The 22,811-nt window shown below is 56.0% G+C and carries 21 protein-coding genes and 3 tRNA genes; 23 read left to right on the top strand and 1 reads right to left on the bottom strand.

Annotated features, from left to right (window positions below):
- Position 1 precedes the first annotated feature (1 nt).
- On the top strand, positions 2 to 790 hold the full coding sequence (gene nei / locus HFD92_RS06035; RefSeq protein WP_167428491.1) for an endonuclease VIII: 789 nt from the start codon (positions 2 to 4) through the stop codon (positions 788 to 790).
- Between the two features lie 362 nt (positions 791 to 1,152).
- Here nei and HFD92_RS06030 read toward each other — a convergent pair whose 3' ends face one another.
- Positions 1,153 to 2,436 (bottom strand): citrate synthase, encoded by a 1,284-nt coding sequence (locus HFD92_RS06030; protein WP_009091420.1) that lies wholly within the window; start codon positions 2,434 to 2,436, stop codon positions 1,153 to 1,155.
- 633 nt (positions 2,437 to 3,069) lie between these two features.
- On the opposite strand from HFD92_RS06030, the gene sdhC reads away from it, so the two are divergent.
- The 22 genes from sdhC to HFD92_RS05920 all read left to right on the top strand — a co-directional run bounded on the left by sdhC (position 3,070) and on the right by HFD92_RS05920 (position 22,740).
- Complete coding sequence (sdhC, locus tag HFD92_RS06025; protein WP_009091418.1) at positions 3,070 to 3,459, top strand: succinate dehydrogenase cytochrome b556 subunit; 390 nt, start codon at positions 3,070 to 3,072, stop codon at positions 3,457 to 3,459.
- Positions 3,453 to 3,800 (top strand): succinate dehydrogenase membrane anchor subunit, encoded by a 348-nt coding sequence (gene sdhD, locus HFD92_RS06020; protein WP_009091417.1) that lies wholly within the window; start codon positions 3,453 to 3,455, stop codon positions 3,798 to 3,800. Before sdhC ends, sdhD begins: the two co-directional genes overlap by 7 nt.
- The gene (gene sdhA, locus HFD92_RS06015; protein WP_009091415.1) at positions 3,801 to 5,567 is read left to right on the top strand and encodes a succinate dehydrogenase flavoprotein subunit; all 1,767 of its coding nucleotides are present in this window, start codon (positions 3,801 to 3,803) and stop codon (positions 5,565 to 5,567) included.
- 14 nt (positions 5,568 to 5,581) lie between these two features.
- Positions 5,582 to 6,298, top strand: coding sequence for a succinate dehydrogenase iron-sulfur subunit (locus HFD92_RS06010; RefSeq protein WP_009091413.1), 717 nt, complete (start codon positions 5,582 to 5,584; stop codon positions 6,296 to 6,298).
- Positions 6,299 to 6,498: 200 nt separating this feature from the next.
- On the top strand, positions 6,499 to 9,306 hold the full coding sequence (gene sucA / locus HFD92_RS06005) for a 2-oxoglutarate dehydrogenase E1 component (RefSeq protein ID WP_009091412.1): 2,808 nt from the start codon (positions 6,499 to 6,501) through the stop codon (positions 9,304 to 9,306).
- 15 nt (positions 9,307 to 9,321) lie between these two features.
- Positions 9,322 to 10,545 carry a 2-oxoglutarate dehydrogenase complex dihydrolipoyllysine-residue succinyltransferase gene (gene odhB / locus HFD92_RS06000; RefSeq protein WP_009091410.1) on the top strand — a complete coding sequence of 408 codons (1,224 nt, stop codon included), beginning with the start codon at positions 9,322 to 9,324 and terminating at the stop codon, positions 10,543 to 10,545.
- Between the two features lie 70 nt (positions 10,546 to 10,615).
- Positions 10,616 to 11,782, top strand: a complete 1,167-nt coding sequence (sucC, locus tag HFD92_RS05995; RefSeq protein WP_167428490.1) for an ADP-forming succinate--CoA ligase subunit beta — start codon at positions 10,616 to 10,618, stop codon at positions 11,780 to 11,782.
- Positions 11,782 to 12,657, top strand: a complete 876-nt coding sequence (gene sucD / locus HFD92_RS05990; RefSeq protein WP_009091407.1) for a succinate--CoA ligase subunit alpha — start codon at positions 11,782 to 11,784, stop codon at positions 12,655 to 12,657. Before sucC ends, sucD begins: the two co-directional genes overlap by 1 nt.
- A 573-nt stretch (positions 12,658 to 13,230) precedes the next feature.
- A complete protein-coding gene (cydA, locus tag HFD92_RS05985; RefSeq protein ID WP_058956301.1) occupies positions 13,231 to 14,802 on the top strand; it encodes a cytochrome ubiquinol oxidase subunit I in 1,572 nt (523 codons plus the stop codon).
- A gap of 11 nt (positions 14,803 to 14,813) precedes the next feature.
- Positions 14,814 to 15,953: a cytochrome d ubiquinol oxidase subunit II gene (gene cydB, locus HFD92_RS05980; protein ID WP_046101429.1), complete on the top strand. Its 1,140-nt coding sequence runs from the start codon at positions 14,814 to 14,816 to the stop codon at positions 15,951 to 15,953.
- 15 nt (positions 15,954 to 15,968) lie between these two features.
- On the top strand, positions 15,969 to 16,073 hold the full coding sequence (gene cydX / locus HFD92_RS05975; protein WP_009091402.1) for a cytochrome bd-I oxidase subunit CydX: 105 nt from the start codon (positions 15,969 to 15,971) through the stop codon (positions 16,071 to 16,073).
- Entirely contained in the window at positions 16,073 to 16,366 is a 294-nt protein-coding gene (ybgE, locus tag HFD92_RS05970; protein WP_111207730.1) for a cyd operon protein YbgE, read from the top strand. The genes cydX and ybgE overlap by 1 nt, the downstream gene beginning before the upstream one ends.
- Positions 16,367 to 16,543: 177 nt before the next feature.
- On the top strand, positions 16,544 to 16,948 hold the full coding sequence (gene ybgC / locus HFD92_RS05965; protein ID WP_009091398.1) for a tol-pal system-associated acyl-CoA thioesterase: 405 nt from the start codon (positions 16,544 to 16,546) through the stop codon (positions 16,946 to 16,948).
- Positions 16,945 to 17,631, top strand: a complete 687-nt coding sequence (tolQ, locus tag HFD92_RS05960) for a Tol-Pal system protein TolQ (protein WP_009091396.1) — start codon at positions 16,945 to 16,947, stop codon at positions 17,629 to 17,631. The genes ybgC and tolQ overlap by 4 nt, the downstream gene beginning before the upstream one ends.
- Before the next feature lie 13 nt (positions 17,632 to 17,644).
- Entirely contained in the window at positions 17,645 to 18,073 is a 429-nt protein-coding gene (gene tolR, locus HFD92_RS05955; RefSeq protein WP_009091394.1) for a colicin uptake protein TolR, read from the top strand.
- A gap of 27 nt (positions 18,074 to 18,100) precedes the next feature.
- Positions 18,101 to 19,441: a cell envelope integrity protein TolA gene (tolA, locus tag HFD92_RS05950; protein WP_009091391.1), complete on the top strand. Its 1,341-nt coding sequence runs from the start codon at positions 18,101 to 18,103 to the stop codon at positions 19,439 to 19,441.
- Between the two features lie 115 nt (positions 19,442 to 19,556).
- Positions 19,557 to 20,852, top strand: a complete 1,296-nt coding sequence (gene tolB / locus HFD92_RS05945; protein ID WP_046101431.1) for a Tol-Pal system beta propeller repeat protein TolB — start codon at positions 19,557 to 19,559, stop codon at positions 20,850 to 20,852.
- 51 nt (positions 20,853 to 20,903) lie between these two features.
- Positions 20,904 to 21,431, top strand: coding sequence for a peptidoglycan-associated lipoprotein Pal (pal, locus tag HFD92_RS05940; protein ID WP_009091388.1), 528 nt, complete (start codon positions 20,904 to 20,906; stop codon positions 21,429 to 21,431).
- 9 nt (positions 21,432 to 21,440) lie between these two features.
- Positions 21,441 to 22,235: a cell division protein CpoB gene (gene cpoB, locus HFD92_RS05935; protein WP_009091386.1), complete on the top strand. Its 795-nt coding sequence runs from the start codon at positions 21,441 to 21,443 to the stop codon at positions 22,233 to 22,235.
- Positions 22,236 to 22,399: 164 nt separating this feature from the next.
- Positions 22,400 to 22,475, top strand: a tRNA-Lys gene (locus tag HFD92_RS05930).
- A gap of 67 nt (positions 22,476 to 22,542) precedes the next feature.
- A tRNA-Lys gene (locus HFD92_RS05925) sits at positions 22,543 to 22,618 on the top strand.
- A 46-nt stretch (positions 22,619 to 22,664) separates the two neighbouring features.
- A tRNA-Lys gene (locus HFD92_RS05920) sits at positions 22,665 to 22,740 on the top strand.
- Positions 22,741 to 22,811: the final 71 nt, after the last annotated feature.

Below are 22,811 nucleotides of genomic sequence, written 5' to 3'. Positions count from 1 at the left end.
GATGCCTGAAGGACCGGAAATCCGCCGTGTGGCGGATAAACTTGAAGTCGCGATTGTGGGGCAGCCGCTGACAGAGGCGTGGTTTGCATTTCCTCAGCTGAAAACCTACGAACCGGCCCTGATTGGCGAGCAGGTGCAGGCGATTGAGACGCGCGGAAAGGCGTTGCTGACGCACTTCAGCAATGGCCTGACGCTCTACAGCCACAACCAGCTCTACGGCGTCTGGCGCATCGTCAAACCCGACACCGAACTTAACACTACACGTCAGCTGCGGGTGCGGCTGGCGACGGCGGGTAAAGCGATTCTGCTCTACAGCGCCTCCGACATTGAACTGCTCAACGCGGATACGCTGGCGGCCCACCCGTTCCTGAATCGTATCGGACCGGATGTGCTGAGTAGCGGTATGACGGTGGATGAGGTCAGGGAACGGTTGCTCTCACCCCGCTTCCGGCGACGCCAGTTCAGCGGTCTGCTGCTGGATCAGGCGTTTCTGGCTGGGCTGGGCAACTACCTGCGCGCTGAAATCCTCTGGCTGGCACAGCTGCTGCCTCACCATAAGGCTCAGGAGCTGAGCGACGATCAGCTGACTGCATTCAGCGAAGCACTGCTGTCGGTACCGCGTCACGCCTACCGGATGCGCGGAACCATGAAGAAATATCATGAGGAAGCGGCCTTTCAGTTTGAGGTGTTTCACCGGCAGGGCAAGACGTGCCGGCGCTGTGGCACAACCATAGAGAAGGGCACGCTCTCATCGCGGCCTTTTTACTGGTGTCCGGGCTGCCAGAGGTAGAGAGAGGGATTCCTGCGGCGCCATCATAAGCAAAAGCAGGTTGAGTCCGGCCGCGGCAAACAGGTCAAAAGCGCAGGGAACAGGGTCAGAGGAGGAAAGCGTCCCGCGCCAGGGAAGGCGCGGGCCGAGCGGCCATGGATGGCCTGAGCGACTTTCCGATCTGACCCTGTTCCCTGAGCAGGCTCGGTCCCGCAGCAGCAGTGACTGTGCAGACCTCATTTCATCAGGCATGTGAAGGGAATTACAGAGGGAAAGAAGGGGTTCGCAGAGGAAAGGTTTGCTATGCAGGCGCGGCATAACCGCTCGCCGCGCCAGATCAGAATCACGTCGCCAGGCGGGGATCGCTCCCCGCCATCACGAACTTACTTCTCCAGCTTAGAGCTGAATTCACGCTCAGTGTAACCGGTGTAGAGCTGACGCGGACGGGCAATCTTCATGCCTTCATCGTGCATCTCTTTCCAGTGTGCAATCCAGCCAACGGTACGGGCCATCGCGAAGATCACCGTAAACATGGAGGAAGGAATCCCCATCGCTTTCAGAATAATACCGGAGTAGAAGTCGACGTTAGGATAGAGCTTACGCTCGATGAAGTACGGGTCGTTCAGCGCGATGTGTTCCAGCTCCATCGCCACTTCCAGCAGGTCATCTTTCATACCCAGCTCATTCAGGACTTCATGGCAGGTATCACGCATCACGGTCGCGCGTGGATCGTAGTTTTTGTAAACGCGATGACCAAAGCCCATCAAGCGGAAGGAGTCATTCTTATCCTTGGCACGTTTAACGAACTCAGGAATGTGCTCAACGCTGCTGATCTCTTCCAGCATACGCAGTGTCGCTTCGTTTGCACCGCCGTGCGCCGGTCCCCACAGGGAGGCGATCCCGGCGGCGATACAGGCAAACGGGTTCGCACCACTTGAACCGGCGGTACGCACTGTTGAGGTAGAGGCGTTCTGCTCATGGTCAGCATGCAGAATCAGAATACGGTCCATGGCGCGTTCCAGCACCGGGTTAACTTTGTACTCTTCGCATGGCGTAGCGAACATCATATGCAGGAAGTTACCGGCATAGGAGAGGTCGTTGCGCGGATAAACAAATGGCTGGCCGATGGAATATTTATAACACATCGCTGCCATGGTCGGCATCTTGGAGAGCAGACGGAATGCTGCGATTTCGCGGTGGCGCTCAATGTTTACATCCAGCGAATCATGGTAAAACGCCGCCAGTGCACCGGTCACACCGCACATCACCGCCATCGGATGCGAGTCACGACGGAAGCCGTGGAACAGACGGGTAATCTGCTCATGAATCATCGTATGACGGGTAACGGTGGTGCGGAACTCATCAAACTGCTTCTGATCCGGCGCTTCGCCATTCAGCAGGATGTAGCACACTTCCAGATAGTTAGAGTGGGTCGCCAGCTCAGAAATAGGGAAACCACGGTGCAGCAGGATACCTTCGTCACCATCAATAAAGGTGATTTGCGATTCGCAGGACGCTGTAGAAGTGAAACCGGGATCGAAGGTGAACAGGCCACTTGCACCCAGAGAGCGGACATCAACCACATCCTGGCCCAGCGAGCCTTTCAGCACGTCCAGTTCAATAGATGTTCCATCTTGCAGGGTTAGCGTTACTTTTTTATCTGTCATTTTCGTCTCCATAGCGCCTTATGTAGGTAAGGATCTTTAGACACCTGAAACGCGTTCATGTTGCGGTTGGCAAAACAACACAGTATCACTCTGCGGCGATCAGGCCGGTGCAGGGTACAGAGTGAGCGGCGCGTTCCCAGCGGGAACCTGTGAGCCATGGACATGCTGCATATCGCGGTTGTTAAAGATCCGGTCAGGACATAACTTCTTGGTAACCAATAACCTGATGCTTTTTAATGCTCATTATCGCAATGTTACATAACTTGCGCTTAGGGGAAAGTGTATCCCCATAACTTTTGTGCATCATAGGAATTTACAGGCTTAGTTTGTAACTGAATTGTTGAACTATTGTCAAATCAGATAATTAAAATTGTATCAATTGTGAAAATCGTGAGTATGATCACTGTTCTACCTAAAATATACCAAAGAGTTTGTAGGGGAATTGTAATCAGAATGTGATCCTCCTATACTCCAGGCAGGTCTCCGGAACACCCTGACACCAGGAGCCACCCAGCGTTTACTACCGCGTCAATTAACACTGGATGTTGCTTGTTTGGTGACGGTTAAAGTCTGCCACGCGTTGTGATTAGACTCCGCCTCAGGTCCGGAGGAAGCAAAATAAAAAAGAGCTGTGTGGGCAAAACCGTGAAAAAACAAAGACCTGTCAACTTGGATCTCTCGACGATCCGGTTTCCCGTTACTGCAATATCATCCATTCTTCACCGCGTCTCCGGCGTAATCACCCTGGTTGCCATTGGCATCCTGCTGTGGCTACTCGGTCTCTCTCTCTCCTCTCCTGAAGGTTTCCAGCACGCTGCGTCCATTATGGATGGCTTCTTCGCGAAGTTCATCATGTGGGGCATCTTAACGGCGCTGGCCTATCACGCGGTGAGCGGGATTCGTCATATGTTGATGGATTTTGGTTATCTGGCTGAAACGCTGCAGGTCGGTAAGCGCTCAGCACATATAACTTTTGTGATCACTGTCGTGCTGGCAATTCTGGCGGGAGTCCTCGTATGGTAAGCAATGCATCCGCATTGGGTCGCAACGGCATTCAGGACTGGCTGCTGCTGCGCGCAACTGCAATTCTCATTACGCTCTACATCGTCTACATCCTCGGTTTCGTGGTGATGACAGACACGCTGACGTATGACCTGTGGCGTGGCTTCTTCGCCTCCGCCTTCACCAAAGTGTTCACGCTGCTGACGCTCTTCTCCATTCTGATCCACGGCTGGATCGGGATGTGGCAGGTGTTAACAGACTACGTTAAATCGCTGCCAACCCGTTTGTTGCTGCAGTTTGTGATTGTCGTGGCGCTGTTGTGGTATGCGATTTATGGCTTTGTTGTGGTGTGGGGTGTGTAAATGAGTTTGCCAATCAGAGAATTTGATGCCGTGGTGATCGGCGCAGGTGGCGCAGGAATGCGCGCCGCACTGCAAATCTCCCAGGGCGGCCAGAGCTGTGCCCTGTTATCCAAAGTTTTCCCGACCCGTTCCCACACGGTATCTGCACAGGGCGGTATCACCGTTGCGCTGGGTAATACCCACGAAGATAACTGGGAATGGCATATGTATGACACCGTCAAAGGTTCCGACTATATCGGTGACCAGGACGCGATTGAATATATGTGCAAAACCGGCCCGGAAGCGATTCTGGAGCTGGAGCATATGGGCCTGCCATTCTCCCGTCTGGAAGATGGCCGTGTTTATCAGCGTCCGTTTGGTGGTCAGTCGAAAAACTTCGGCGGCGAGCAGGCAGCACGTACGGCGGCGGCCGCTGACCGTACCGGTCACGCCCTGCTGCATACGCTCTATCAGCAGAACCTGAAAAACAAAACCACCATCTTCTCGGAGTGGTACGCGCTGGATCTGGTGAAAAACGCCGATGGCGCGGTAGTGGGTTGTACCGCTATCTGCATCGAAACCGGCGAAACCGTCTACTTCAAAGCGAAGGCGACCATTCTGGCGACCGGCGGTGCAGGCCGTATCTATCAGTCCACCACCAACGCCCACATCAACACCGGTGACGGTGTCGGTATGGCGCTGCGCGCAGGCGTGCCGGTGCAGGATATGGAGATGTGGCAGTTCCACCCAACTGGCATCGCGGGTGCGGGTGTGCTGGTCACGGAAGGCTGCCGTGGTGAAGGTGGCTACCTGCTGAACAAACATGGCGAACGCTTCATGGAGCGTTATGCGCCAAACGCCAAAGACCTGGCGGGCCGCGACGTGGTTGCGCGTTCGATGATGATTGAAATCCGTGAAGGTCGCGGCTGTGACGGTCCGTGGGGCCCGCACATCAAACTGAAACTCGATCATCTGGGTAAAGAGGTACTGGAATCGCGTCTGCCGGGTATCCTGGAGCTGTCGCGCACCTTTGCCCACGCCGATCCGATCAAAGAGCCTATCCCGGTTATCCCGACCTGCCACTACATGATGGGCGGCATTCCGACCAAAGTAACCGGTCAGGCGCTGCGCGTGAACGAGCAGGGCGAAGATGTGGTGATTCCTGGCCTGTTCGCCGTCGGCGAAATCGCCTGTGTTTCGGTGCACGGAGCCAACCGTCTGGGTGGTAACTCCCTGCTGGACCTGGTGGTCTTTGGCCGCGCGGCGGGTCTGCATCTGCTGGAGAGCATCCAGGAGCAGGGCGACCTGCGTGATGCGACCGAAGATGAAATCGCCGTGGCGATGGAGCGTTTCAACCGCTGGGAAAACAACACCACCGGTGAAGACCCGGTTGAGATTCGCAAAGCGCTGCAACGCTGCATGCAGAACAACTTCTCGGTCTTCCGTGAAGGTGATGCGATGGCGCAGGGTCTGGAAGAGCTGAAAGAGATTCGCCAGCGCCTGAAGTCAGCGCGTCTGGATGACCGCTCACCCGATTTCAACACCCAGCGTATTGAGTGCCTGGAGCTGGATAACCTGATGGAGACGGCCTTTGCCACGGCGGTCGCGGCTAACTACCGCACCGAGAGCCGCGGTGCGCACAGTCGCTTCGACTTCCCGGATCGTGATGATGAAAACTGGCTGTGCCACAGTCTTTATGTCCCGGAAACCGAAAGCATGACGCGCCGTGAGGTGAACATGCAGCCGAAACTGCGCGCGGCCTTCCCGCCGAAAGTGCGTACCTACTAATTCCGGAGACGACGATGAGACTCGAGTTTTCAATTTATCGCTACAATCCAGACGTCGACGACAAACCGCGTATGCAGGATTACACGCTGGAATCGGAAGATGGTCGTGACATGATGCTGCTGGATGCGCTGATCCGCCTGAAAGAGAAAGATCCGACCCTGGCGTTCCGTCGCTCCTGCCGTGAAGGTGTCTGCGGCTCTGACGGCCTCAACATGAACGGTAAAAACGGTCTGGCCTGCATCACGCCGGTATCGGCACTGGGCAACGGAAAACAGAAAATTGTTATCCGTCCGCTGCCGGGCTTACCGGTCGTGCGTGACCTGGTAGTAGACATGAGCCAGTTTTATGCACAATATGAGAAAATTAAGCCTTTCCTGTTGAATAATGGGGAAAATCCGCCAGCACGTGAACATCTGCAGTCACCGGATGAGCGTGAACATCTGGATGGCCTGTACGAATGTATTCTCTGTGCCTGCTGCTCAACCTCCTGCCCGTCATTCTGGTGGAATCCGGAGAAGTTCATTGGTCCAGCCGGTCTGCTGGCCGCATACCGCTTCCTGATTGACAGCCGCGACACCGAAACCGAGTCGCGCCTCGACAATCTGAATGATGCTTTCAGCGTATTCCGCTGTCACAGCATTATGAACTGTGTGAGCGTATGCCCGAAAGGGCTCAACCCGACGCGCGCCATCGGCCATATCAAGTCGATGCTGCTGCAGCGCGGTGCATGATGTGTACTTGCCGGGAACCTCAGGTTCCCGGTGTTTTACGGAAGCCTCTGTAAGCGCGGTGATGACCACGTTTACAAAGGTTCCCTTACGGGCCACGCGCGCTGCGCAGAGTGCTCGTATCGCTGAACTCACTACGGCAAACCGCGAAAGCGGCAACAAATGAAACCTCAAAAAAGCATAGCAATGCTTAAGGGATCACAATGCAGAACAGCGCGATGAAACCCTGGCTGGACTCTTCCTGGCTGGCCGGCGCGAATCAGTCTTACATAGAGCAGCTCTATGAGGATTTCCTGACCGATCCTGACTCTGTCGATGCAGTGTGGCGCTCGATGTTCCAGCAGTTACCGGGCACCGGAATGAAACCTGAGCAGTTTCACTCCACCACACGTGAGTACTTCCGTCGCCTGGCGAAAGACGCATCTCGTTACACCTCATCTCTCTCCGATCCGGAAACCAACTCCAAGCAAGTGAAAGTGTTGCAGCTGATTAACGCGTTCCGTTTTCGCGGTCATCAGCACGCCAACCTCGATCCGCTTGGCCTGTGGAAACAGGACCGGGTGGCCGATCTTGATCCCGCTTTTCACGATCTGACCGAGGCCGATTTTCAGGAAAGCTTTAACGTCGGCTCTTTTGCCATCGGCAAAGAGACCATGAAGCTGGCCGATCTCTTCGAGGCGCTGACCCAGACTTACTGCGGCTCGATTGGTGCGGAATATATGCACATCAACAACACCGATGAGAAACGCTGGATCCAGCAGCGTCTTGAGTCCGTGGCGGGCCGTGCAGCGTTCAGCAACGAAGAGAAAAAAGGTTTCCTGAAAGAGCTGACCGCCGCAGAAGGGCTGGAGAAATATCTGGGAGCGAAATTCCCGGGTGCGAAACGCTTCTCGCTGGAAGGTGGCGACGCGCTGATTCCGATGCTGCGCGAAATGATCCGTCATGCCGGTAAGAGCGGAACCCGTGAAGTGGTGCTGGGTATGGCGCACCGCGGCCGTCTCAACGTGCTGATCAACGTGCTGGGTAAAAAGCCGCAGGATCTGTTCGACGAGTTCGCCGGTAAGCACAAAGAGCATCTGGGCACCGGTGATGTGAAGTACCACATGGGCTTCTCCTCTGACGTGGAAACGGAAGGCGGCCTGGTGCATCTGGCGCTGGCGTTTAACCCGTCGCATCTGGAGATCGTCAGCCCGGTGGTGATGGGCTCGGTTCGTGCCCGTCTCGATCGTCTCGATGAACCAGCCAGCAATAAAGTTTTACCGATCACCATTCACGGTGATGCGGCCGTCATTGGTCAGGGCGTGGTTCAGGAAACCCTGAACATGTCTCAGGCGCGCGGTTATGAAGTGGGTGGCACGGTTCGCATCGTGATCAACAACCAGGTGGGCTTTACCACCTCTAACCCGAAAGATGCGCGCTCTACGCCATACTGCACCGACATCGGCAAAATGGTGCTGGCGCCGATCTTCCACGTCAACGCTGATGACCCGGAAGCGGTGGCCTTTGTTACCCGTCTGGCACTCGACTACCGCAACACCTTTAAGCGTGATGTGTTTATCGATCTGGTCTGCTATCGCCGTCATGGTCACAACGAGGCGGATGAGCCAAGCGCGACCCAGCCGCTGATGTACCAGAAAATCAAAAAACACCCGACGCCACGCAAAATCTACGCCGACCGTCTGGAAGGTGAAGCCGTTGCCACGCAGGAAGATGCGACCGAGATGGTCAATCTTTACCGTGACGCGCTGGATGCGGGCGAATGTGTGGTGCCGGAATGGCGTCCGATGAGCCTGCACTCCTTTACCTGGTCGCCTTACCTGAACCATGAGTGGGATGAGCCTTATCCGGCGCAGGTTGAGCTGAAACGTCTGAAGGAGCTGGCGCTGCGTATCAGCCAGGTGCCTGAAGAGGTGGAAGTTCAGTCGCGTGTCGCCAAGATCTACAACGATCGTCGCCTGATGGCCGAAGGTGAAAAAGCCTTCGACTGGGGCGGGGCAGAGAACCTGGCCTACGCCACACTGGTCGATGAAGGCATTCCGGTGCGCCTGTCGGGCGAAGATACCGGTCGCGGCACCTTCTTCCACCGTCACGCTGTCATTCATAACCAGGCGAACGGCTCTACCTACACCCCGCTGCACCATGTGCACAGTGGTCAGGGCCAGTTTAAAGTCTGGGACTCCGTGCTGTCCGAAGAGGCAGTGCTGGCCTTTGAATATGGCTACGCGACGGCTGAACCCCGCATCCTGACCATCTGGGAAGCGCAGTTTGGTGACTTCGCCAACGGCGCACAGGTGGTTATCGATCAGTTCATCAGCTCCGGTGAGCAGAAATGGGGCCGCATGTGTGGTCTGGTGATGCTGCTGCCGCACGGCTATGAAGGTCAGGGGCCGGAGCACTCCTCTGCGCGTCTGGAGCGTTATCTGCAACTCTGCGCTGAGCAGAACATGCAGGTCTGCGTGCCTTCAACCCCGGCGCAGGTTTACCACATGCTGCGTCGTCAGGCGCTGCGCGGTATGCGTCGTCCGCTGATTGTGATGTCACCGAAATCACTGCTGCGTCATCCGCTGGCAATCTCAACGCTGGATGAACTGGCAAACGGCAGTTTCCAGCCGGCGATTGGTGAAATTGACGATCTCGATCCGCAGGGCGTGAAACGCGTCGTGCTCTGTTCCGGTAAAGTCTATTACGACCTGCTGGAGCAGCGTCGTAAAAACGAGCAGACCGATGTGGCCATCGTGCGCATCGAGCAGCTCTATCCTTTCCCGCATCAGGCGGTACAGGAAGCATTAAAAGCGTATTCTCACGTGCAGGATTTTGTCTGGTGTCAGGAAGAGCCGCTGAATCAGGGCGCCTGGTATTGCAGCCAGCATCACTTCCGTGAAGTTGTGCCGTTTGGCGCGACCTTACGTTATGCAGGCCGCCCGGCATCCGCCTCACCGGCCGTGGGTTACATGTCCGTACACCAACAACAGCAGCAAGACCTGGTTAATGACGCGCTGAACGTTAATTAATTAAAAGGAAAGATAATGAGTAGCGTAGATATTCTCGTTCCCGACCTGCCTGAATCGGTTGCCGATGCCTCAGTGGCAACCTGGCACAAAAAACCAGGCGATGCCGTCACTCGCGATGAAGTGCTGGTTGAAATCGAAACCGACAAAGTGGTGCTGGAAGTGCCTGCGGCGGCTGACGGTATTCTGGAAGCCGTGCTGGAAGAAGAGGGCGCCACCGTCACTTCACGCCAGATCCTGGGCCGCCTGAAAGAGGGCAACAGCGCCGGTAAAGAGACCAGCGCGAAGTCTGAAAGCAAAGAGTCGACTCCGGCTCAGCGTCAGACCGCGTCGCTGGAAGAAGAGAGCAACGATGCGCTCAGCCCGGCTATCCGCCGTCTGATTGCTGAGCACAACCTGGATGCCTCGCAGATCAAAGGCAGCGGTGTGGGCGGACGTCTGACCCGTGAAGATGTTGAAAAACATCTTGCCAGCAAGCCGCAGGATACCAAAGCTGCCGCACCGGCCGCTGAAGCCGCTGCCGCGCCGCAGCCGATCGCAAATCGCAGCGAAAAACGCGTGCCGATGACCCGTCTGCGTAAGCGTGTTGCTGAGCGTCTGCTGGAAGCGAAAAACAGCACCGCGATGCTGACCACCTTCAACGAAATCAACATGAAGCCCATCATGGATCTGCGCAAGCAGTATGGTGAGGCTTTTGAGAAGCGTCACGGTGTCCGTCTGGGCTTCATGTCCTTCTACCTGAAAGCGGTCGTTGAAGCGCTGAAACGCTATCCGGAAGTGAACGCCTCTATCGATGGCGAAGATGTGGTTTACCACAACTACTTCGACGTCAGCATTGCGGTCTCCACGCCGCGCGGTCTGGTGACGCCAGTGCTGCGTGACGTCGATGCGCTGAGCATGGCCGACATCGAGAAGAAAATTAAAGAGCTGGCCGTGAAAGGCCGTGACGGTAAGCTGACGGTTGAGGATCTGACCGGCGGTAACTTTACCATCACCAACGGCGGCGTCTTTGGTTCACTCATGTCTACGCCGATCATCAACCCACCGCAGAGCGCCATTCTGGGCATGCACGCTATCAAAGATCGCCCGATGGCGGTCAATGGTCAGGTTGTGGTGCTGCCAATGATGTATCTGGCGCTCTCCTACGACCACCGCCTGATCGATGGCCGTGAATCTGTGGGTTATCTGGTTGCAGTGAAAGAGATGCTGGAAGATCCAGCACGTCTGCTGCTGGATGTCTGATTTTCACCGGGCGCACCTTCGCGTGCGCCCAACCTCATTACTCTTTTCAGACCTGAATGGATAGAACATCATGAACTTACACGAATACCAGGCGAAACAGCTGTTTGCACGGTATGGCATGCCGGCACCAACGGGTTACGCCTGTACTACACCACGTGAAGCGGAAGAAGCAGCCTCTAAAATTGGCGCAGGCCCGTGGGTAGTTAAATGTCAGGTTCATGCCGGTGGCCGCGGTAAAGCGGGCGGTGTGAAAGTGGTTAACAGCAAAGAAGATATCCGTGCTTTTGCTGAAAACTGGCTGGGCAAACGCCTGGTGACCTATCAGACAGATGCGAACGGCCAGCCGGTTAACCAGATTCTGGTTGAAGCCGCGACCGACATCGACCAGGAACTCTACCTGGGTGCGGTGGTGGATCGTGCTACCCGTCGTGTGATTTTCATGGCCTCAACCGAAGGCGGCGTGGAAATCGAAAAAGTAGCGGAAGAGACCCCGCATCTGATCCACAAAATGGCGCTGGATCCGCTGACCGGTCCGCAACCGTACCAGGGCCGCGAGCTGGCATTCAAACTCGGCCTGACCGGTAAGCTGGTCGGCCAGTTCATCAAGATCTTTATGGGTCTGGCGACACTGTTCCTGGAGCGCGATCTGGCGATGGTTGAGATCAACCCGCTGGTGATCACGAAGCAGGGCGACCTGATCTGCCTGGATGGCAAACTGGGTGCCGATGGCAATGCCCTGTTCCGCCAGCCAGAGCTGCGCGAAATGCGCGATCCAAGCCAGGAAGATCCCCGTGAAGCGCACGCGACACAGTGGGAACTGAACTATGTTGCGCTGGAAGGCAACATCGGCTGTATGGTTAACGGCGCAGGTCTGGCGATGGGCACCATGGACATCGTTAAGCACCACGGCGGCCAGCCAGCAAACTTCCTTGATGTCGGCGGCGGCGCAACCAAAGAGCGCGTAACCGAAGCCTTCAAAATCATCCTCTCTGACGATGCGGTGAAAGCCGTCTTCGTTAACATCTTCGGCGGTATCGTACGCTGTGACCTGATTGCCGACGGCATCATCGGCGCAGTCGCTGAAGTGGGTGTGAACGTGCCAGTGGTGGTACGTCTGGAAGGTAACAACGCCGAGCTGGGCGCCCAGAAACTGGCGGACAGCGGTCTGAACATCATTGCAGCAACCAGCCTGACAGACGCCGCACAGCGTGTTGTTGCTGCCGCGGAGGGTAAATAATGTCCATTCTGATCGACAAAAACACCAAAGTCATTTGCCAGGGTTTCACCGGTGGCCAGGGGACTTTCCATTCTGAACAGGCGCTGGCCTACGGTACCCAACTGGTTGGCGGCGTCACGCCAGGCAAAGGCGGCACGACTCACCTCGGCCTGCCGGTGTTCAACACCGTGCGTGAAGCGGTAGAAGCGACCGGCGCAACGGCAACCGTGATCTACGTTCCGGCACCGTTCTGCAAAGATGGCATCCTGGAAGCGATTGAAGCGGGCATCAAACTGATCATCACCATCACCGAAGGTATCCCGACGCTGGATATGCTGACCGTGAAGGTGAAGCTGGATGAAGCGGGCGTGCGGATGATCGGTCCAAACTGCCCGGGTGTCATCACCCCAGGCGAATGCAAAATCGGCATCATGCCGGGCCACATTCACCAGCCGGGCCGCGTGGGTATCGTCTCACGTTCCGGTACGCTGACCTATGAAGCGGTTAAGCAGACCACCGATATCGGTTACGGCCAGTCGACCTGTGTGGGTATCGGCGGCGACCCGATCCCGGGATCTAACTTCATCGACATCCTGAAACTGTTCCAGGATGACCCGCAGACGGAAGCGATCGTGATGATCGGCGAGATCGGCGGCAGCGCAGAAGAAGAAGCGGCAGCCTTCATCAAAGAGCACGTGACCAAGCCTGTCGTGGGTTACATCGCGGGTGTGACGGCGCCTAAAGGCAAACGTATGGGCCATGCGGGCGCCATCATTGCCGGTGGTAAAGGCACCGCTGATGAGAAGTTTGCGGCGCTGGAAGCGGCAGGCGTGAAGACCGTTCGCAGTCTGGCGGACATCGGTGACGCCGTGAAAGCAGTATTACCGGCTAAATAAGCCAGCGTCATCTGAGACTCAGCCACCTTCGGGTGGCTTTTTTTTTTGCGATTAACCCGGGAGAGAGGGCCGTCAGCGGGAAGGGAAAGAGGCTGCATGATCATGGCGTCCGGGCGCCTGCCAGGTTAATAATTAATGGCAAACGTGATCTATTTTCTCACTCCTGATTTAAGTAATGACATCTTATTAACAAGAATCCTACCTGACTATATCTGGAAACTTATTGCGTTATTCCAGATCAATTAATCGCGATTTATATCCAACTATTTCTCTGGCAAAGCGCAACGCTAAGGGCGTAAATTGCGCTGCATCAATCCAGCCTTTTACACACATTTTCAAACGTCTGCTCAACCCGGGATGACACCCGCTTTTCTCCTGTTAAAGCACGCGTTAATGAAAGCGCGGATTGACAATTCAGAGCTGCTGCATGCGTGACTGACCTGTCCCGGCAGCTTACAGGCCGGGTCTGCGGGTAATAAAAAAAACTGGAATCAATAAACAGTCGTTCCTGACCCCGATTACGTTCGCGATTCGCGCGCGTAAGCGAGAGAAAGCGAGGAGCAAGGAGTCCTTATGTTAGATATCGTCGAGCTGTCGCGATTACAGTTTGCCTTAACGGCGATGTACCATTTTCTGTTCGTCCCTCTAACGCTGGGTATGGCGTTTCTGCTGGCGATTATGGAAACGGTCTATGTGCTGAGCGGCAAACAGATTTATAAAGATATGACGAAGTTCTGGGGCAAGTTATTTGGTATTAACTTTGCGCTGGGTGTGGCCACCGGACTGACGATGGAATTTCAGTTCGGCACTAACTGGTCCTATTACTCTCACTACGTCGGCGATATCTTCGGTGCGCCGCTCGCCATTGAAGGTCTGATGGCGTTCTTCCTGGAATCGACCTTTGTCGGCCTGTTCTTCTTTGGCTGGGATCGGCTGGGTAAAGTGCAGCACATGGCGGTCACCTGGCTGGTGGCGCTGGGATCGAACATGTCGGCGCTCTGGATTCTGGTCGCTAATGGCTGGATGCAGAACCCGATCGCCTCTGAATTCAACTTCGAAACCATGCGTATGGAGATGGTCAGCTTCTCGCAGCTGGTGCTGAACCCGGTCGCGCAGGTGAAATTCGTGCACACCGTGGCGGCGGGTTATACCACCGGTGCGATGTTTATTCTCGGCATCAGCGCGTGGTACATGCTGAAAGGGCGTGATCTCGCCTTTGCAAAACGCTCGTTCGCCATTGCCGCCAGCTTTGGTATGGCGGCGGTGCTGTCAGTGATCCTGCTGGGCGATGAGTCCGGCTATGAAATGGGTGACGTGCAGAAAACCAAACTCGCCGCGATTGAAGCCGAGTGGGAGACCCAGCCGGCACCGGCTTCATTTACGCTGTTTGGTCTGCCGGATCAGGCGACTCAGGAGAACCGCTATGCGATTCAGATCCCCTGGCTGCTGGGCCTGATCGCTACCCGATCCACCGATACGCCCGTCACCGGCCTGAAAGATCTGATGGCACAGCATGAGGTGCGCATCCGCAACGGCATGAAGGCCTACACCCTGCTGAATGAGCTGCGTAGCGGCAGCCAGGATCCGGCAGTACGTGACGCCTTTAACAGTCACAAACAGGATCTCGGCTACGGTCTGCTGCTGAAACGCTATACCGACAACGTGGCGGATGCGACGGACGCGCAGATCAGGCAGGCGACGCAGGATTCTATCCCGCGTGTGGCACCACTTTACTTCGCGTTTCGCATCATGGTGCTGTGCGGCGTGCTGCTGCTGGCCATCATCACGCTTTCCTTCTGGAGCGTGATACGCAATCGCATCGGTAAGAACCGTGGGTTGCTGAAAGCGGCACTGCTGGGGATTCCGCTGCCGTGGATTGCGGTGGAATCAGGCTGGTTTGTCGCGGAGTATGGTCGTCAGCCCTGGGCCATCGGTGAAATTCTGCCGACGGCGGTGGCTAATTCCTCCCTGACCACAGGCGATCTGCTGTTCTCAATGATTCTGATCTGTGGCCTCTACACCCTGTTCCTGGTGGCTGAAATGTACCTGATGTTCAAATTCGCCCGCCTCGGGCCGAGCAGTCTGAAAACCGGGCGTTATCACCACGAGCAGATTACGGCAACCCCTCAGCCGGTACAGGGATAAGGAGAGCGACCATGTTTGATTACGAAGTTCTGCGCTTTGTCTGGTGGCTGTTGATTGGCGTGCTGCTGATCGGCTTTGCCGTCGCCGATGGTTTCGATATGGGCGTAGGTATGCTGACACGCATTCTGGGACGCTCCGATACCGAACGCCGCATCATGATTAACACCATCGCCCCGCACTGGGACGGCAACCAGGTCTGGCTGATCACCGCCGGAGGGGCGCTGTTTGCCGCCTGGCCGATGGTCTACGCGGCCGCCTTTTCGGGCTTCTATGTGGCGATGATCCTCGTGCTTGCGTCGCTCTTCTTCCGTCCGGTCGGTTTCGACTACCGCTCAAAGATTGAAGACAACCGCTGGCGCGGTGCCTGGGACTGGGGCATTTTCATTGGCAGTTTTGTCCCGCCGCTGGTGATTGGCGTGGCGTTTGGCAACCTGTTACAGGGCGTGCCGTTCCATGCCGACGAGTATCTGCGTCTGTTCTACACCGGTAACTTCTTCCAGCTGCTGAATCCATTTGGTCTGCTGGCGGGAGTGGTCAGTGTGGCGATGATTCTGGCGCAGGGTGCGACCTATCTGCAGATGCGCACCACTGGTGAACTGCATCTGCGTTCACGCACCGCCGCCCAGCTTGCCGCGCTGGTGATGATGGTCTGCTTCATCCTGGCAGGTGTCTGGGTGAAATATGGCATTGATGGCTATGTGGTGACCAGCCCTCTGGATCACTTCGCCGCCTCCAACCCGCTGGGTAAAACCGTGGTGCGCGAAGCGGGAGCCTGGCTTGTGAATTTCCAGCAGCATCCTGTGCTGTGGCTGTTCCCGCTGCTGGGTGTGCTTCTGCCGCTGCTGACCATCTTCTGCTCACGGGTGGAGAAGGGGGCCTGGGCGTTCCTGTTCTCCTCGCTGACGCTGGCCTGCGTCATCATGACGGCGGGCATTGCGATGTTCCCGTTCATCATGCCGTCCAGCACCGTGCCGGGCACCAGCCTGACGATGTGGGACGCCACGTCCAGCCTGCTGACGCTGCAAACCATGACCATTGCCGCCGTTATCTTTGTGCCGATCATTCTCGCCTACACCACCTGGTGTTACTGGAAGATGTTTGGTCGTATCACCAAAGAGCATATTGAAAGCAACAGTCACTCACTCTACTGATTAAGGAGATGTCGCATGTGGTATTTTGCCTGGATTCTCGGCACTCTGCTGGCCTGTGCCTTTGGTATCATCACCGCGCTGGCGATTGAGCACATTGAAGCGCAGGATGAGTCTCACTGATGCGAACACTGATTCGGATGCTGTATGATCTGATGGATAAGGGCCCGTTACGGGCCCTCTCTCTGCTGCTGGCACTGCTGACGGCGGGCGGGGTGATGTGGGATCCTGCACGCTTTGCCAATCAGGCAGGGGAGTTACCTGCGCTGCAGGCGCTGGTGCTGATCTGGGCGGTCTGCTGCGGGGTGATCCACGGCGTGGGTTTCCGGCCACGAAAAACCCGATGGCAGGCGCTGTTTACGCCGTTACCCGCCGTAGTGGTGTTAATGATTGCCCTTTACCGTTTTTACGTTTAGCCCCCGCCTTACCGGCGCTGTCAGTGAATATTTGTCAGCGTACGGTCAATAAATCTCCCTGAAATCGTTCCGTTTGTTACGGAGCGATAATTATTTTCGCCTGGCTCTGGCGACCCATTCCCAACCCCAATTCTCTTGCGTATAGTAGCATCGTTTAAAACGAGGCCGGGATGTAGAGTGAGTACAACGCTGTTTCGCTGGCCGGTTCGGGTCTACTACGAAGACACTGATGCCGGTGGTGTGGTTTATCACGCCAGCTATATCGCTTTTTATGAACGAGCACGTACCGAGATGTTGCGACAGCACCATTTCAATCAGCAGACGCTGTTAGAGCAGCAGGTCGCTTTTGTGGTACGACGTATGACGGTGGACTACCTGTCGGCGGCGCGTCTTGATGACCTTCTGGAGATCCAGAGTGAAGTGACATCAATGACACGGGCCACGATGACGTTCACGCAGCGTATCGTGAATACTGAAGGCAAAGTGCTCAATGAGGCAGAAGTCCTGATTGCCTGCATTAACCCACATCTGATGAAGCCGATTGCGCTTCCCAAGTCTATTGTCGCGGAGTTCAAGCAGTGACTGACATGAACATTCTTGATTTGTTCCTGAAGGCGAGCCTTCTGGTCAAACTTATCATGTTGATTTTGATCGGCTTTTCTATTGCCTCCTGGGCCATCATTATTCAGCGCACACGTATTCTGAATGCGGCCGGAAGAGAAGCGGAGGCGTTTGAAGACAAGTTCTGGTCGGGTATCGAACTTTCGCGTCTCTACCAGGAGAGTCAGGAGCGTCGGGACGAACTGGCCGGTTCTGAGCAGATTTTCTACGCCGGCTTTAAAGAGTTTGCCCGTCTGCATCGCGCCAATAATCATGCGCCGGAAGCGGTCATTGATGGCGCCAGCCGTGCGATGCGCATCTCGCTGAACCGCGAGCTGGAAACGCTGGAAAACCACATTCCTTTCCTCGGCACCGTCGGTTCAATCAGCCCCTACATCGGGCTGTTCGGCACCGTCTGGGGGATCATGCACGCCTTTATCGCGCTGGGCGCGGTGAAGCAGGCGACGCTGCAGATGGTGGCGCCAGGTATTGCTGAAGCACTGATTGCGACCGCGATCGGTCTGTTTGCCGCGATTCCGGCGGTGATGGCGTACAACCGCCTGAACCAGCGCGTCAACAAACTGGAGCAGGGCTACGACAACTTTATGGAAGAGTTCACGGCCATCCTGCATCGCCAGGCTTTCTCCAGCGATAACGCTAAGTAAACAGAGGTTAATGATGGCCAGAGTACGTGGTCGCAAACACCGCGACCTGAAGTCGGAAATCAACATCGTTCCGCTGCTGGACGTCCTGCTGGTGCTGTTGCTGATCTTCATGGCAACCGCACCCATTATTACCCAGAGCGTGGAAGTGGATCTGCCGGATGCGACCGACTCTAAAACCGTTTCCAGCGACGACAATCCGCCGGTGATTGTTGAGGTGGCGGGCGTGGGTCAGTACAGCCTGGTGGTGGATCACGATCGCATGGATCAGCTTCCGCCCGAGCAGGTGATCAGCGAAGCGCAGCGTCGACTGGAAGCGAATCCTAAGACGGTCTTTTTGATCGGGGGCGCGAAAGAGGTGCCTTACGATGAAATTATTAAAGCGCTCAACCTGCTGCACCAGGCGGGTGTTAAATCTGTCGGTTTGATGACGCAGCCGATTTAAAATCGAACCGTTTTTTGGGAACCGAGTGTGTCGAAGGCAACCGAGCAAAACGAGAAGTTAAAGCGCGCGATAATCATTTCGGTGATTCTGCATATCGTGCTGATCGCGCTGCTGGTATGGAGCTCGTTTAATGAGCATGTTGACCCCAGCAGTGCGGGTGGCGGCGGCAGTGATATCGATGCGGTGATGGTCGATCCCGGCGCCGTCGTCAGCCAGTATAACCGTCAGCAGAACCAGCAGAGCGACAGCCAGCGTGCTGAGCAGCAGCGTAAAAAGCAGGCGCAGCAGCAGGCTGAAGAGCTGCAGGAGAAGCAGGCCGCCGAACAGCAGCGTCTGAAAGCGCTGGAAAAAGAGCGCTTAGCTGCGCAGGAAGCGGCAAAAGAAGAGGCTAAACAGCAGGCTGAGCAGCAGAAAGCGGCCGAACAGGCCGCTAAACAGGCGGCTGAGCAACAGAAAACCGCTGAAGCGGCAGCCGCAAAAGCGAAGGCTGAAGCTAAAGCGCAGGCGGATGCCCAGGCGAAAGCCGCGGCTGAGCAGGCGAAACAGGCTGCTGCCGAAGCAAAGAAGCAGGCTGATCAGCAGGCGAAAGCCGCTGCTGCTGCGGCGGCAAAAGAGAAAGCCGTCGCCGAAGCGAAGGCAAAGTCTGATGCGGAGGCCAAAGCGGCAGCGGAAGCTAAAGTGAAAGCGGCCGCTGAGGCCAAAGCGAAAGCGGCTGAAGAGGCGAAAGAGAAAGCCGCAGAAGCCAAAGAAAAAGCCGCAGAGGCAGCGAAAGAGAAAGCGGCAGAAGCCGCAAAAGCCAAAGCGGAAGCCGCGAAAGAGGCGGCGAAAGAAGCGGCGAAAGAGAAAGCGGAAGCCGCGGCCAAAGCGAAAGCCGATGCGGCAGCGAAAGCCAAAGCGGACGCGGCTGCCAAAGCGAAAGCCGATGCCGCCGCGAAGGCCAAAGCCGACGCGAAAGCGAAAGCCGCCGCCGATGCGGCCAACGACAGCGATGTCGACGATCTGCTGGGTGGACTGGCTTCCGGTAAAAATGCACCGAAAAGCGGGGCCGCTGGCGGCGGCGCAGCAGGGCAGGGAAACCAGAAGAAAGCGGGTGCGTCAGGCGCGGAAATCAACTCCTACATGGGGCAGGTGGTCAGTGCGATTCAAAGCCGCTTCTATGATGCCGATCTGTATCGCGGAAAAACCTGTGATTTGCGGATTAAACTTGCGCCGGATGGCCTGTTGATTGATGTTAAGTCAGAAGGTGGGGACCCCGCGCTCTGTCAGGCCGCGATTACCGCCGCCCGACAGGCACGTATTCCGAAGCCGCCTTCCCAGGCGGTCTACGAAGTGTTTAAGAACGCCCCTATGCGTTTTAAACCGCAATAATGCAGTAACGGGCGGCAAGTTGATCTATGTTTAGCTTGCCGTACTTAAGTTCTACTCGTGGTTTCCAGGAACAGTGCCAATTATCGTGGACTGAGGTTCAGATAAGGGAGATAAAATGAAGCAAGCTCTTCGCGTTACGTTAGGCTTTTTTATCCTGCTGTGGGCAGCCATGCTGCATGCAGAAGTTCGAATTGAGATTACCCAGGGTGTCAACACTGCTCGCCCGATTGGCGTTGTGCCATTTAAATGGACGGGTGCAGGTGCCGCGCCGGAAGATATCGGCGGCATCGTGGCCGCTGACCTGCGCAACAGCGGCAAATTTAATCCGCTGGATCGCTCACGTCTGCCTCAGCAGCCTGGCAGCGCACAGGAAGTTCAGCCTGCTGCCTGGAGCGCCCTGGGCATCGACGCGGTTGTGGTCGGTCAGGTCGCCGCTAACCCGGATGGCAGCTATCAGGTTTCTTACCAGCTGGTCGATACCGGTGGTGCACCGGGAACCGTGCTGGCGCAGAACACCTATAAAGTCACCAAACAGTGGCTGCGTTATGCCGGTCACACCGCCAGTGATGAAACCTTCGAGAAGCTGACCGGCATCAAGGGCGCTTTCCGTACCCGTATCGCCTATGTCGTGCAGACCAACGGCGGCCAGTTCCCGTATGAGCTGCGCGTAGCGGATTACGATGGTTACAACCAGTTTGTGGTTCATCGTTCACCACAGCCTCTGATGTCGCCAGCCTGGTCTCCGGATGGCAGCAAAGTGGCTTACGTGACCTTTGAAAGCGGCAAGTCTGCGCTGGTGGTTCAGACGCTGTCGAACGGGGCTATCCGTCAGGTCGCCTCGTACCCGCGCCACAACGGTGCTCCTGCGTTCTCACCGGATGGCTCTAAGCTGGCTTTCGCGCTCTCTAAAACCGGCAGCCTGAACCTCTATGTGATGGATCTGGCTTCAGGTCAGACGCGTCAGGTCACCGATGGCCGTTATAACAGTACAGAACCGACCTGGTTCCCGGACAGCCAGACGCTGGCTTATACCTCGGATCAGGCGGGTGCACCTCAGATTTATAAAGTAGGCATTAATGGCGGCGCGCCACAACGTATTACCTGGGAAGGCGGTCAGAACCAGGATGCGGATGTCGCAACCGATGGCAAATCCATGGTGATGATCAGCACCAGCGGTGGATCACAGCACGTCGCCAAACAGGATCTGGAAACGGGAGCCGTTCAAACGTTAACGGACACGTTCCTGGATGAAACGCCGAGCCTGGCACCAAACGGCACAATGGTAATCTATAGCTCTACTCAGGGGATGGGTTCCGTGCTGCAGTTGGTTTCAACCGACGGCCGTTTCAAAGCGCGTCTTCCGGCAACCGATGGACAGGTCAAATTTCCTGCCTGGTCGCCGTATCTGTAATGTCTGATCGATCAGACATCGCAAACAATAAACAATAATGGGATTTTTGAAATGCAACTGAACAAAATGCTGAAGGGTTTGATGCTGGCTCTGCCGGTTCTGGCAGTAGCGGCTTGTAGCTCACACAAAAACAACAACAATGACCAGACTGGCATGGGCGCTGATGGCGCTTACGGTGCAAACTCTGGCATGAACGGCAACGGCGGCAACATGTCTTCTGACGAGCAGGCGCGTCTGCAGATGCAGCAGCTGCAGCAGAACAACATCGTGTACTTCGGTCTGGACAAGTATGACGTTCAGTCTGATTACGCACAGATGCTGGATCAGCACGCTTCCTTCCTGCGCAGCAACCCATCCTACAAAGTGACCATCGAAGGTCACGCGGATGAGCGCGGTACGCCGGAATACAACATCGCCCTGGGCGAACGTCGTGCTAACGCGGTTAAAATGTACCTGCAGGGCAAAGGCGTGTCAGCTGATCAGATGTCTATCGTTTCTTACGGTAAAGAGAAGCCAGCCGTTCTGGGTCATGACGAAGCAGCGTATGCTAAAAACCGTCGTGCCGTACTGGTCTACTAAGAGAATCACATGGTTAGTAACTTCAGACGTCATCTGTTGAGTCTGTCGTTACTGATTGGCGTAGCGGCCCCCTGGGCCGCTAATGCCCAAGCGTCAATCAGTAGCGTTGGCTCCGGCTCGGTCGAAGACCGTGTCACCACTCTCGAACGAATCTCTAATGCCCAGGCGCAGCTGATGCAGCAATTGCAGCAGCAGATGAGCGACAATCAGCGTGATATCGACGCGCTGCGTGGGCAAATCCAGCAAAATACGTATCAGTTGAATCAGGTGGTTGAGCGCCAGAAGCAGCTCTACCAGCAGATCGACAGCCTGAGCAGCGCCAGCAGCAGCGGCGGCCAGCAGGCGGCGGGCGGCGATGCCGCAGCCGATACCGGTGCAGCAGCCAGCACAGGCGCAGCGGCATCAACGGAGAGCGCACCTGCGCAGACCGGTGACGCCAACAGCGATTACAATGCGGCTGTGGCGCTGATTCTGGAAAAGAAACAGTATGATCAGGCGATCAGTGCGCTTCAGGCGTGGGTAAAGCGTTACCCCGATTCGACCTATCAGCCCAACGCCAACTACTGGCTGGGGCAGCTGAACTACAACAAAGGCAAAAAGGACGACGCGGCTTATTATTACGCCACGGTGGTGAAAAACTATCCGAAGTCGCCGAAAGCCGCAGAGGCGTTGCTGAAGGTGGGTGTGATCATGCAGGAGAAGAAAGACACGGCGAAAGCCAAAGCGGTCTTCCAGCAGGTGATCAAACTTTATCCTGATAGCGAATCTGCAAAACAGGCGCAAAAACGTCTGTCAGGTCTGTAATCGGTACGGTTCAGGCCAGATATCGTGTGATTTCTGGTCTTGCCGTATGAAAGGTAAGCAACTGAAGCATTTAGCAGAAATAAGAGTTGCGCTACCCCGCTAAATCAGTAATATATGCCGCCGTTGCCGGGACACAATGCAAAGTGTCTGGCAAGCCTGAAGATGGGTCGTTAGCTCAGTTGGTAGAGCAGTTGACTTTTAATCAATTGGTCGCAGGTTCGAATCCTGCACGACCCACCATCTTCTCTCAGTCGCGCATCAGTGCGACGCGCGAAGAAGAGTTCAGGATTGCTTCACAACCTAAGATGGGTCGTTAGCTCAGTTGGTAGAGCAGTTGACTTTTAATCAATTGGTCGCAGGTTCGAATCCTGCACGACCCACCATCTTACTTCAGCCGCCTGGCGTGTTGAACGGTTGTAAGCCCCCAGCGGGTCGTTAGCTCAGTTGGTAGAGCAGTTGACTTTTAATCAATTGGTCGCAGGTTCGAATCCTGCACGACCCACCAATTAAGAAAGAAGCGCCCTCAGGGCGCTTTTTTCGTTTCCAGGGTAGGGACTTTACGGTGCGGGACGCTTT

Source organism: Pantoea sp. EKM101V, from assembly GCF_011800325.1.
Lineage (GTDB): Bacteria > Pseudomonadota > Gammaproteobacteria > Enterobacterales > Enterobacteriaceae > Pantoea > Pantoea anthophila.
The sequence above is the reverse complement of the archived record's forward strand: the minus strand, read 5'-3'. Positions and strand labels throughout refer to the sequence as shown.